An 11,465-nucleotide genomic window follows, 5' to 3' on the forward strand; every position below is an offset into this window, starting at 1 on the left:
GCCCAGGGACGGCCAGCCCAGGGACACCCAGCCCAGGGACACCCAGCCCAGGGACGCCCAGAACTCCCGCGGTGACCGTGCGCCGCACGACGCGCCCGCCATCCCGCCCGACGTGGACGCCCGGCAGCTGGCCCCCGAGATCCGCCGCGAACTGAGCACCCTGGACCGCGCCCCCCCCCCCCCCGGGGGGCGCCCCCCCGCACGCCCCCGGGGGGTGGGGGGCCGGGACCCCGAGACGGCGCGACGCCCCCCCCCCCCCCCCCCCCCCCCCCCCCCCCCCCCCCCCCCCCCCCCCCCCCCCCCCCCCCCCCCCGCCACCTGGTCGCCGCCGGGGCGTTGCTGGACGAGGACCCGGAGACGGCGCTCGGCCACGCACGCGCGGCGCGGGCCCGCTCCAGCAGGATCGCCGCGGTTCGCGAAGCCGTCGGCATCGCCGCCTACCACTGCGGCGACTGGGCCCAGGCGCTGTCGGAACTGCGCGCCGCCCGCAGAATGGGCAGCAAGTCCTCGTTGCTGGCGCTGATGGCCGATTGCGAACGCGGACTGGGCCGCCCCGAGCGGGCGATCGAACTGGCCCGCGGACCCGAGGCCGCCGAGCTCAGCGGCGACGACGCCGACGAGCTGCGCATCGTCGCGGCCGGCGCGCGCGCCGATCTCGGCCAGCTCGAGCAGGCCCTGACGGTGCTGTCCACGCCGCAGCTGGATCCGGGCCGCAAAGGCTCGACGGCGGCGCGGTTGTTCTACGCCTACGCCGACACGCTGCTCGCGCTGGGGCGCAGGGACGAGGCGCTGCACTGGTTCCTGCGCTCCGCGGGCGCGGATGTCGACGGCGTCACCGACGCCGAGGACCGGGTCGGCGAGCTCGCCTGAACATGAGGACCATCGCGCAGGAATACGACTGCCTGCTGATCGACCTGGACGGGACGGCGTTCTGCGGCCGCAGCGCCACCGAGGGCGCGGTGCAGGCGCTCGCCGAGGTGCGCGCCCGCACGTTCTTCGTCACCAACAACGCCTCCCGCAGCGCCGAGGAGGTCGCGGCGCACCTGAGCGACCTCGGCTTCACCGCCGCCCCCGAAGACGTCGTCACCAGCGCCCAGAGCGCCGCGCGGCTGCTGGCCGATCAGCTGCCGGCGGGCTCCCCGGTGCTGATCGTGGGCACCGACGCGTTGGCCGGCGAGGTCGCCGCGGTCGGGCTGCGCCCCGTGCGCCGCTACGACGATCACCCGGTCGCCGTCGTGCAGGGGCTGTCCATGACCGTCGGCTGGCCGGAACTGGCCGAGGCCGCCCAGGCGATCCGGGCCGGCGCGTTGTGGGTGGCGGCCAACCTCGACCCCGCGTTGCCCACCGAACGGGGGCTGTTGCCCGGCAACGGCTCCATGGTCGCCGCGCTGCGGACGGCGACCGGCGCCGAACCTCAGGTCGCCGGCAAACCGGCGCCGCGGCTGTTCACCGACGCCGTGGCCCGCGGCGAGTTCCGCGCGCCGCTGGTGGTCGGGGACAGGTTGGATACCGACATCGAAGGCGCCAACGCCGCCGGGCTGCCCAGCCTGCTGGTGCTCTGCGGGGTCAACACCGCGCGCGACGCGGTGTGCGCCGAGCCCGTCCACCGGCCCACCTACATCGGCCACGACCTGCGCTCCCTGCATCGCAGCGGCGAGTCGCTCGCGGTGGGCCCGCAACCGGGCTGGCGCGTGGAGGTCGCCGGCACGGCGGTGACCGTCAGCGCCGGCGGCGACGGCGCCGACGTGGAAGGGGACGGGCTGGCGGTGGTGCGCGCGGTGGCCGGCGCGGTGTGGAGCGCTCCCGCCGGGGCGGGCGCGCCGCGCATCCGGGCCGGCGACGACCGGGCCCGCGACGCCCTGCAACGCTGGTCGTTGCTGCACCCCGGCTGACGGGTGACTAGCGTAGGGACGCGATGGATATCGACCCTGACCGGATTCGCGCCGAAATCGACACCCTGCTCGCCCGGCTGCCCGATTCCGGCGACTCCGAAACGGCCGAGGGCGGGCCGTCTCTGGCCGAGCTGGAGGACATAGCGCGCCGTCTTTCCGAGGCGCACGACGTGCTGCTGGCCGCGCTGGAGTCGGCGGAGAAGGGCTAGTGCGGTGGCGCGACGTGCCCGCGTTGATGCCGAACTGGTTCGGCGCGGCCTCGCCCGGTCACGCCAGCAGGCCGCGGAGTTGATCGGCGCCGGGAAGGTCAGCATCGACGGGCTGCCCGCGCGCAAACCCGGCACCGCCGTGGCCGTCACCGCGAACCTGACCGTCGCCGACGGCGAACGCGGCTGGGTGTCGCGCGGGGCGCACAAACTCATCGGCGCACTGGACGCGTTCGGCGTACCCGTGGCGGGCCGGCGCTGCCTGGACGCCGGGGCGTCGACGGGCGGGTTCACCGAGGTGCTGCTGGACCGCGGGGCCGCCGAGGTGGTCGCCGCCGACGTGGGATACGGGCAGCTGGCCTGGTCGCTGCGCAGCGACCCGCGGGTGGTTGTCGTCGAGCGGACCAACGTCCGCGACCTGACACCCGAGGCGGTCGGCGGGCCGGCCGACCTGGTGGTGGCCGACCTGTCGTTCATCTCGCTGGCCACCGTGTTGCCCGCGCTGGTTCGGTGCGCGCGGCGCGGCGCGGATATCGTTCCCATGGTGAAGCCGCAGTTTGAGGTGGGGAGGGGCCAGGTGGGTGCCGGCGGGGTGGTGCAGGATCCCGGCCTGCGCGCCGAGTCGGTGCTGGCCGTCGCGCGGCGCGCCGGGGAGTTGGGTTGGCACACCGTCGGCGCGGCGGCCAGCCCGCTGCCGGGCCCGTCGGGCAACGTCGAATACTTCCTGTGGCTGCGCGCCGAGACCGATCGCGCGCTGGCGGGAGACGCGTTGGGGGACGCCGTGCGCCGCGCGGTGACGGAGGGCCCGCAGTGAGTGCTCAACCGAACGTGCGCCGCACCGTCCTGCTGGTGGTTCACACCGGCCGCGACGAGGCCACCGAGACCGCCCGGCGGATAGTCAAGGTGCTGGGCGACAACGGGATTGCGCTGCGACTGCTTTCCACCGAGGCCGTCGACAGGGGTTCGCTGCACCTGGCGCCCGGCGAGATGCGGGCGATGGGCGTCGAGATCGAGGTGGTCGAGGCCGACCCGCATGCGGCCGAGGGTTGCGAGCTGGTGCTGGTTCTCGGCGGCGACGGCACCTTCCTGCGGGCGGCCGAGCTGGCGAAAAATGCCGGGGTTCCGGTGCTGGGGGTCAACCTGGGCAGGATCGGATTCTTGGCCGAGGCCGAGGCCGAGGCCATCGACCGCGTGCTGGACCGCGTCATCACCCGCAACTACCGGGTGGAGGAACGCCTGACCCTCGATGTCGTGGTGAACCAGGGCGGCCGGGTCATCCGGCGGGAGTGGGCGCTCAACGAGATGAGCCTGGAAAGAGGTCCGCGGCTGGGTGTGCTCGGGGTGGTCGTCGAGATCGAGGGGCGCCCGGTGTCGGCCTTCGGCTGCGACGGGGTGCTGGTCTCGACGCCGACCGGGTCCACCGCCTACGCCTTCTCCGCCGGCGGCCCGGTGCTGTGGCCGGACCTCGAGGCAATCCTGGTGGTGCCCAACAACGCCCACGCGTTGTTCGCCCGGCCCATGGTCATCAGCCCCGACGCCACCGTCGCGATCGAGGTCGAAGGAGACGGGCACGACGCCCTGGTGTTCTGCGACGGGCGCCGCGAGATGCCGGTGCCCGCCGGCAGCCGGCTCGAGGTCAGCCGCTGCGCCACCCCGGTCAAATGGGCGCGCCTGGACAGCGCGCCGTTCACCGACCGGCTGGTGCGCAAGTTCCGGTTGCCGGTGACCGGGTGGCGCGGGAAGTAATCGCGGGTGCTGACCGAGATTCGGATCGAGTCGCTGGGCGCCATCGGCGTGGCCACCGCCGAGTTCGACCGCGGCCTCACGGTGCTCACCGGTGAGACCGGCACCGGCAAGACCATGGTGGTCACCGGGCTGCACCTGCTGGGCGGCGCCCGAGCCGACCCCACCCGGGTGCGGTCCGGAGCCGACCGCGCCGTCGTCGAAGGGCGTTTCACCACAACCGAGCTCGATGACGCGGTGGCCGCCCGCCTCGACGGGATGCTCGAGGCCTCGGGGGCGGAGCGCGACGAGGACGGCAGCATCATCGCGTTGCGCTCGGTCAGCCGGGAGGGACCCTCGCGGGCCTATCTGGGGGGCCGCAGCGTGCCGGCCAAGACGCTGAGCGCCTTCACCACCGAGCTGCTGACGCTGCACGGGCAGAACGACCAGCTGCGGCTGATGCGCCCCGAGGAGCAGCGCGCCGCCCTGGACCGCTTCGCGGGGACCGCCCCGGCGTGCGAGCGGTACCGCAAGCTGCGCGACGCCTGGCTGTCGGCGCGGCGTGACCTGATCGACCGGCGCGGCCGGGCCCGCGAACTGGCTCAGGAGGCCGACCGGCTGAAGTTCGCGCTCACCGAGATCGACGCCGTCGACCCGCAACCCGGCGAGGACGACGCGCTGGTCGCCGACATCGTGCGGCTCTGCGAGCTGGACACGCTGCGCGAGGCCGCGGCCGGCGCGCGCGCGGCGCTGGCCGGGGCCCCCGACGACGCGGACGGGTCCGGTCCGAGCGCCTCCGACTGCCTGGGGCGGGCGAGGACGGCCCTGGAGTCGGTCGACGACGCGACGCTGCGGGCGCTGGCCGGGCAGGTCGGCGACGCCCTGACGGCGGTCGCCGAGGCGGCCCGCGAACTCGGCGGCTTTCTGGACGAGCTGCCCGCGGATGCCAGTGCGTTGGAATCCAAGCTCGCCCGCCAGGCCGAACTGCGCACGTTGACCCGTAAGTACGCCGCCGACATCGACGGGGTGCTGGGTTGGGCGCGCGAGGCGCGGGAACGGCTCGCCCAACTCGACATCTCCGAGGAGGGATTGGCGGCATTGGCGTCCCGGGTGGACCAGCTGGCGCGCGAATTGTCGCAGGCCGCAGTCGATCTCGGTAAGGCGCGGCGCAAGGCCGCCAAGCGGCTGGCCAAGGAGGTGACCGCGGAGCTGGCTGGCCTGGCGATGGGCGAGGCAGAGTTCACCATCGACGTCACCGTCGACGCGGCGGAGCCGGGGGACCCCACCGCCCTCACGCTGCCCTCCGGGGAGCCCGCCACGGCGGGCCTCGACGGCGTCGACGCCGTCGAGTTCGGTTTCGCGGCGCACCGGGGCATGACGGTACTGCCGCTGGCCAAGAGCGCGTCGGGCGGCGAGCTGTCGCGGGTGATGCTGGCGCTGGAGGTGGTGCTGGCGGCCGCCGCGTCGGGACTGACGATGGTGTTCGACGAGGTCGACGCCGGCGTCGGCGGCCGGGCAGCGGTGCAGATCGGGCGGCGGCTGGCGCGGCTGGCGCGCACCCATCAGGTCATCGTGGTGACCCACCTGCCGCAGGTTGCCGCGTATGCGGATGTGCATCTGGTGGTGCACAGCGCTCGGGGCGCGAGTTCCGTGCAGGGCGTCACCGGCGACGAGCGGGTCGCCGAGCTGGCGCGGATGCTGGCCGGGCTGGGGGAATCCGACAGCGGCCGCGCGCACGCCCGCGAACTTCTCGACGCGGCCCAGGGCGACAACCACCCGTAGCCGCGAGTGTGCGTGTCGGTACGCCGACATTCCGCATACCACGTACATATGCGCACCTTCGCGCGACGGCACCGACGCCGACTCGTCATCAACCTGTGACAGCTGTGACTCTAGATAACTTATGGTGCTGGTGTTACGGCGCGCCTCCCCGCCCCGGCGGAGCTTCGCCGACAGAATCGGCCCCATGAAGATGTCAGGGCTGCTCTCGCGTAATACGTCCCGTCCGGGCCTGACCGGCACCGCCCGGGTCGACCGGAACATCGACCGCTTGCTGCGGCGAGTGTGTCCCGGCGACATCGTGGTGCTCGACATTCTGGACCTGGACCGCATCACCGCCGACGCGCTGGTGGAAGCCGACATCGCCGCGGTCGTCAACGCATCGCCCTCGGTGTCGGGCCGCTACCCGAACATGGGTCCGGAGGTGCTGGTCAACAACGGGGTCACCCTGATCGACGACACCGGCCCGGACGTCTTCAAGAAGGTCAAGGACGGCGCCAAAATCCGCCTGCACGAGGGCGGGGTGTATGCGGGCGATCGCCGGTTGGTCCGCGGGACCGAGCGCACCGACCACGACATCGCCGACCTGATGCGGGAGGCCAAGAGCGGTCTGGCCGCGCATCTGGAAGCGTTCGCCGGCAACACCATTGAGTTCATCAAGAGCGAGAGCCCGCTGCTCATCGACGGTATCGGCATCCCCGACGTCGACGTCGACCTGCGGCGCCGCCACGTGGTGATCGTCGCCGACGAGCCCAGCGCCGAGGACGACCTGCACTCGCTCAAGCCGTTCATCAAGGAATATCAGCCGGTGCTCATCGGTGTCGGCAGCGGTGCGGATGTGTTGCGCAAGGCCGGATATCGCCCGCAGCTCATCGTCGGGGATCCCGACCACATCAGCACCGAGGCTCTCAAGTGTGGCGCCCAGGTCGTGCTGCCCGCCGACGCCGACGGTCACGCGCCCGGTCTGGAACGGATCCAGGACCTCGGCGTCGGGGCGATGACCTTCCCGGCGGCCGGCTCGGCGGTCGACCTGGCTCTGCTGCTGGCCGACCACCACGGCGCCGCGCTGCTGGTGACGGCGGGCCACACCGCCAACATCGAGACGTTCTTCGACCGGACGCGTGCCCAGAGCAACCCGTCGACGTTCCTGACCAGACTGCGGGTGGGCGAGAAGGTGGTGGACGCCAAAGCCGTTGCCACCCTGTACCGCCACAACATCTCCGGCGGCGCCATCGCGCTGCTGGCGCTGACGATGCTGATCGCCGTCGTCGTGGCCCTGTGGGTGTCGCGCACCGACGCCGTGGTGCTGCACTGGATCACCGAGTACTGGAACCACTTGACCCTCATGGTGCAGAAGTGGATGACCTAGATGATCTCGTTACGCCAACACGCGCTTTCGCTGGCCGCGGTCTTCCTGTCGCTGGCCGTCGGCGTGGTGCTGGGTTCGGGCTTTTTGTCCGACACCCTGCTGTCCAGCCTGCGTGCCGAGAAGCGGGATCTGTACACGCAGATAAGCGGACTCAACGACCAGAAGAATGCGCTGAACCAAAAGCTCAGCGCGGCAAACAATTTCGATGACCAACTGGCCGGCCGGATCGTGCATGACGCGCTGGGCGGCAAGTCGGTGGTGGTGTTCCGCACCCCGGACGCCAAGGACGACGACGTGGCGGCCGTCTCGAAGTTCGTCGGCCAGGCCGGCGGCACGCTCACCGGGACGGTGTCGCTGACTCAGGAGTTCGTCGACGCCAACTCCGCCGAGAAGCTGCGGACGGTGGTGAACTCGTCGGTCCTGCCCGCCGGCCAGCAACTGAGCACCAAGCTCGTCGACCAGGGCTCGCAAGCCGGCGACCTGCTGGGCATCGCGCTGTTGATCAACGCCAACCCGGACGTCCAACAAGTTCAGGATCCCGAGCGTGATGCCGTGTTGGCGTCGCTGCGGGACACCGGGTTCATCACCTATCAGCCGGCCGACCACCTGGGGGCGGCAAACGCCGCGCTCGTGGTGACCGGCGGCGCGTTGCCGCAGGACGCCGGCAATCAGGGGGTCAGCGTGGCGCGGTTCTCCGCGGCGCTGGCGCCGCACGGTTCGGGCACGCTGCTCGCCGGGCGCGACGGTTCGGCCACGGGCGGCGCCGCGGTCGCCGTGACCCGCGCCGACTCCGGCATGTCGTCGGTGGTCAGCACCGTCGACGACGTCGACACCGCCCCGGGGAGGATCACGGCGATCCTGGGCCTGCACGACCTGATCAACGGCGGCCACGTCGGGCAGTACGGCACCGGCCATGGGGCAACCTCGGTTACCGTTCCCCAGTGAACGCGTCCCGTCGGGCGTGTTCGCGGCGCAGTGGCGTGCCGGGTGTTAGGGTGGGATTCCGTGGGTCGGCAGGCCCATCTAGTCGAAGCTAGAAAACCCTAAGCCCTGCCCGTCTTCACGGAGGTCGCCTCTTGCGTAAGCATCCGCAAACCGCCACGAAGCACCTCTTCGTCAGCGGTGGCGTGGTTTCGTCGCTCGGCAAGGGCCTGACCGCCAGCAGCCTGGGCCAGCTACTCACCGCCCGCGGGTTGCACGTGATGATGCAGAAGCTCGACCCGTACCTCAACGTCGACCCGGGAACGATGAACCCGTTCCAGCACGGCGAGGTCTTCGTCACCGAGGACGGCGCCGAGACCGACCTCGACGTCGGCCACTACGAGCGGTTCTTGGACCGCGACCTGTCCGGCTCGGCGAATGTCACCACCGGGCAAGTCTATTCGAGCGTGATCGCCAAGGAACGGCGCGGCGAATACCTCGGTGACACCGTGCAGGTGATCCCGCACATCACCGACGAGATCAAGCAGCGCATCCTGGCGATGGCCAAGCCCGACGCCGACGGCCACCGCCCGGACGTCGTCATCACCGAGATCGGCGGCACGGTGGGCGACATCGAGTCACTGCCCTTCCTGGAGGCGGTTCGGCAGGTCCGCCACGACCTCGGGCGGGAGAACGTCTTCTTCCTGCACGTGTCGCTGGTGCCCTACCTGGCCCCCTCGGGGGAGTTGAAGACCAAGCCGACTCAGCACTCGGTGGCCGCGCTGCGCAGCATCGGTATCACGCCCGACGCGCTGATCCTGCGCTGCGACCGCGACGTCCCGGAAGCGCTGAAGAACAAGATCGCGCTGATGTGCGACGTCGACATCGACGGCGTGATCTCCACCCCCGACGCGCCGTCGATCTACGACATCCCCAAGGTGTTGCACCGCGAGGAACTCGACGCGTTCGTGGTGCGCCGGCTCCATCTGCCGTTCCGCGACGTCGACTGGACCGAGTGGGACGACCTGCTGCGCAGGGTGCACGAGCCGCACGACACCGTGCGAATCGCCCTGGTGGGCAAGTATGTCGAGCTCTCCGACGCGTACCTGTCGGTCACCGAGGCGCTGCGCGCCGGCGGGTTCAAACACCACGCGAAAGTCGAGATGCACTGGGTGCCGTCCGACGAGTGCGAGACCGCCGCCGGCGCCGCGCACGCGCTGGCCGACGTGCACGGGGTGTTGGTCCCCGGCGGATTCGGCATCCGCGGCATCGAGGGCAAGATCGGGGCGATCCGCCATGCCCGCATACGCGGCCTGCCGCTGCTGGGGTTATGTCTGGGCCTGCAGTGCATCGTGATCGAAGCCGCGCGCTCGGTGGGTATCACCGAGGCGAACTCCGCCGAATTCGAGCCGGGCACACCGGATCCCGTGATCTCCACGATGGCCGACCAGCTCGACATCGTCGCCGGCGAGGCGGACCTGGGCGGCACCATGCGCCTCGGCGCGTATCCGGCCGTGCTGGAACCGGGTTCGATCGTGGCCGAGGCCTACGGCACCACGCAGGTGTCCGAGCGGCACCGGCATCGCTACGAGGTCAACAACGCCTACCGCGACCGGATCGCCGAGAGCGGTCTGCGGTTTTCGGGTACGTCGCCCGACGGCCACCTGGTGGAGTTCGTCGAATATCCGCCGGAGGTGCACCCGTTCGTCGTCGGCACCCAGGCCCACCCCGAACTGAAGAGCCGACCGACCCGGCCACATCCGCTGTTCGCGGCGTTCGTCGGCGCGGCCATCGACTACAAGGCGGGTGAACTGCTGCCGATGGACATTTCCGAGCACTCGCCCAACGGCAACCACCAAGACGGCGCGCAACGGCCGCTTCCCGAGCCCGCATCCCGTGGCTGAGCACGTTTTCGAGACCACGTCGTCCGAAACCCTTTATACCGGAAAGATTTTCGCGCTGCGACGCGACGAGGTGCGGATGCCCGGCGGCAAAATCGTCACCAGGGAGGTCGTCGAGCACTTCGGCGCGGTGGCCGTGGTGGCGCTGGACGACAAAGGCAACGTCGCGCTGGTCTACCAGTACCGGCACCCGTTGGGCCGCCGGCTGTGGGAGTTGCCCGCAGGGTTGCTCGACGTCGACGGGGAGCCGCCGCACCTGACTGCGGCCCGGGAACTGCAGGAGGAAGCCGGCCTGCGGGCCGACACGTGGCGCGTGCTCGTGGACCTCGATTCCACTCCCGGCTTCAGCGACGAATCCGTGCGCGTCTACCTCGCCACCGGGTTGAGCGAGGTGGACCGGCCCGAGGCGCATCACGAAGAAGCCGACATGCAGTTGGAGTGGTTCCCCCTCACCGATGCCGTCCGCAAGGTGTTCGGGGGCGAAATCGTCAATGCCATTGCGGTCGCGGGACTGTTGGCCGCCCACACCGTCGCCGGCGGGTTCGCGGAGCCACGTCCGGTCGACAGCCCCTGGACCGACAGGCCGACGGCGTTCACCGCCCGAAGGCACGCCTGATGGCGACGGCGGTGCTGGAGTCGCAACTGCAGGGCTACCTCGACCACCTGACGATCGAGCGGGGTGTTTCGGCGAACACGCTGAGCTCCTACCGCCGCGACCTGCGGCGCTATTCGAAACACTTGGCAGAACGCGGGATTCACGATCTGGCGAAGGTGGGCGAGAACGACGTCAGCGAGTTCTTGGTGGCGTTGCGCCGCGGCGATCCCGAGGCCGGGGCCGCGGCGCTGTCGGCGGTGTCGGCGGCCCGGGCGCTGATCGCGGTGCGTGGCCTGCACCGGTTCGCTGCCGCGGAAGGGCTGGCCGAACGGAACGTGGCACAGGCCGTGCGGCCGCCGACGCCGTCGCGCCGGCTGCCCAAGAGCCTGACGGTCGACGAGGTGCTGGCGCTGCTGGAGGGCGCCGGCGGCGACAGCCCCGCCGACGGCCCGCTGACGCTGCGCAATCGTGCACTGCTGGAGTTGTTGTACTCCACCGGATCGCGCATCTCCGAAGCGGTCGGGCTGGACGTCGACGACATCGACACCGAAGCCAGGTCGGTGCTGCTGCGCGGCAAGGGCGGCAAGCAGCGGTTGGTGCCGGTGGGGCGTCCCGCCGTGCGGGCGCTTCAGGCCTACCTGGTGCGCGGCCGCCCGGAACTGGCGCGACGGGGCCGTGGCACCCCGGCGATCTTCCTCAACGTGCGCGGCGGGCGGTTGTCCCGGCAGAGCGCGTGGCAGGTGCTGCAGGACGCGGCCGAACGGGCGGGCATCACCTCGGGGGTGTCGCCGCACATGCTGCGGCATTCCTTTGCCACCCATCTGCTGGAGGGCGGCGCCGATGTCCGGGTCGTGCAGGAGCTGCTCGGTCACGCCTCGGTCACGACGACGCAGATCTACACGCTGGTGACCGTGCACGCCCTTCGTGAGGTGTGGGCCGGCGCCCACCCGCGGGCGCGATAGTTTGCGCGAGCAGACGCCAAAACCCCCCCATTTGGGCCGAAAGGGGGGGGGTTTTGGGGGGGGGGGGGGGGGGGGGGGGCCCGGGGTGGGGGTTGAGGCCCCCCGGGGGGGCCCGGGG

The 11,465-nt window shown here is 71.5% G+C and carries 10 protein-coding genes and 2 pseudogenes; all 12 read left to right on the top strand.

Annotation, left to right across the window (positions count from 1 at the left end; genetic code table 11):
- Positions 1-88: 88 nt before the first annotated feature.
- Positions 89-192, top strand: a pseudogene (locus tag FPZ47_RS30785) (hypothetical protein); the annotation flags it as partial.
- Positions 193-315: 123 nt separating this feature from the next.
- A pseudogene (locus FPZ47_RS23995) lies at positions 316-870 on the top strand (tetratricopeptide repeat protein); the annotation flags it as partial.
- A 2-nt stretch (positions 871-872) separates the two neighbouring features.
- Positions 873-1,892 carry an HAD-IIA family hydrolase gene (locus FPZ47_RS24000; protein ID WP_144954657.1) on the top strand — a complete coding sequence of 340 codons (1,020 nt, stop codon included), beginning with the start codon at positions 873-875 and terminating at the stop codon, positions 1,890-1,892.
- A 23-nt stretch (positions 1,893-1,915) separates the two neighbouring features.
- Positions 1,916-2,101, top strand: a complete 186-nt coding sequence (locus tag FPZ47_RS24005) for a hypothetical protein (protein WP_144954654.1) — start codon at positions 1,916-1,918, stop codon at positions 2,099-2,101.
- Positions 2,102-2,105: 4 nt separating this feature from the next.
- Complete coding sequence (locus FPZ47_RS24010; protein ID WP_144954651.1) at positions 2,106-2,912, top strand: TlyA family RNA methyltransferase; 807 nt, start codon at positions 2,106-2,108, stop codon at positions 2,910-2,912.
- Positions 2,913-2,926: 14 nt separating this feature from the next.
- Positions 2,927-3,844, top strand: a complete 918-nt coding sequence (locus tag FPZ47_RS24015) for an NAD kinase (protein ID WP_144954663.1) — start codon at positions 2,927-2,929, stop codon at positions 3,842-3,844.
- Positions 3,845-3,850: 6 nt separating this feature from the next.
- Positions 3,851-5,602: a DNA repair protein RecN gene (gene recN, locus FPZ47_RS24020; protein ID WP_144954648.1), complete on the top strand. Its 1,752-nt coding sequence runs from the start codon at positions 3,851-3,853 to the stop codon at positions 5,600-5,602.
- Between the two features lie 184 nt (positions 5,603-5,786).
- Entirely contained in the window at positions 5,787-6,968 is a 1,182-nt protein-coding gene (gene steA / locus FPZ47_RS24025; RefSeq protein WP_144954645.1) for a putative cytokinetic ring protein SteA, read from the top strand.
- Positions 6,969-7,913 (top strand): copper transporter, encoded by a 945-nt coding sequence (locus tag FPZ47_RS24030; RefSeq protein WP_144954642.1) that lies wholly within the window; start codon positions 6,969-6,971, stop codon positions 7,911-7,913.
- A gap of 131 nt (positions 7,914-8,044) precedes the next feature.
- Entirely contained in the window at positions 8,045-9,793 is a 1,749-nt protein-coding gene (gene pyrG / locus FPZ47_RS24035; protein WP_144954639.1) for a CTP synthase, read from the top strand.
- Positions 9,786-10,406: an NUDIX domain-containing protein gene (locus tag FPZ47_RS24040; RefSeq protein ID WP_144954636.1), complete on the top strand. Its 621-nt coding sequence runs from the start codon at positions 9,786-9,788 to the stop codon at positions 10,404-10,406. The genes pyrG and FPZ47_RS24040 overlap by 8 nt, the downstream gene beginning before the upstream one ends.
- The gene (gene xerD / locus FPZ47_RS24045; RefSeq protein ID WP_144954634.1) at positions 10,406-11,347 is read left to right on the top strand and encodes a site-specific tyrosine recombinase XerD; all 942 of its coding nucleotides are present in this window, start codon (positions 10,406-10,408) and stop codon (positions 11,345-11,347) included. Before FPZ47_RS24040 ends, xerD begins: the two co-directional genes overlap by 1 nt.
- The last annotated feature ends 118 nt before the right edge of the window (positions 11,348-11,465 follow it).

The organism is Mycobacterium helveticum (genome assembly GCF_007714205.1).
GTDB classification, from domain to species: domain Bacteria; phylum Actinomycetota; class Actinomycetes; order Mycobacteriales; family Mycobacteriaceae; genus Mycobacterium; species Mycobacterium helveticum.

What these genes read in the sequence shown, in the direction of transcription:
- FPZ47_RS24000 (WP_144954657.1), top strand. Translation starts at nt 873, where the DNA reads ATGAGGACCATCGCGCAGGAATACGACTGCCTGCTGATCGACCTGGAC.
- FPZ47_RS24005 (WP_144954654.1), top strand. Translation starts at nt 1,916, where the DNA reads ATGGATATCGACCCTGACCGGATTCGCGCCGAAATCGACACCCTGCTC.
- steA (WP_144954645.1), top strand. Translation starts at nt 5,787, where the DNA reads ATGAAGATGTCAGGGCTGCTCTCGCGTAATACGTCCCGTCCGGGCCTG.
- FPZ47_RS24030 (WP_144954642.1), top strand. Translation starts at nt 6,969, where the DNA reads ATGATCTCGTTACGCCAACACGCGCTTTCGCTGGCCGCGGTCTTCCTG.
- xerD (WP_144954634.1), top strand. Translation starts at nt 10,406, where the DNA reads ATGGCGACGGCGGTGCTGGAGTCGCAACTGCAGGGCTACCTCGACCAC.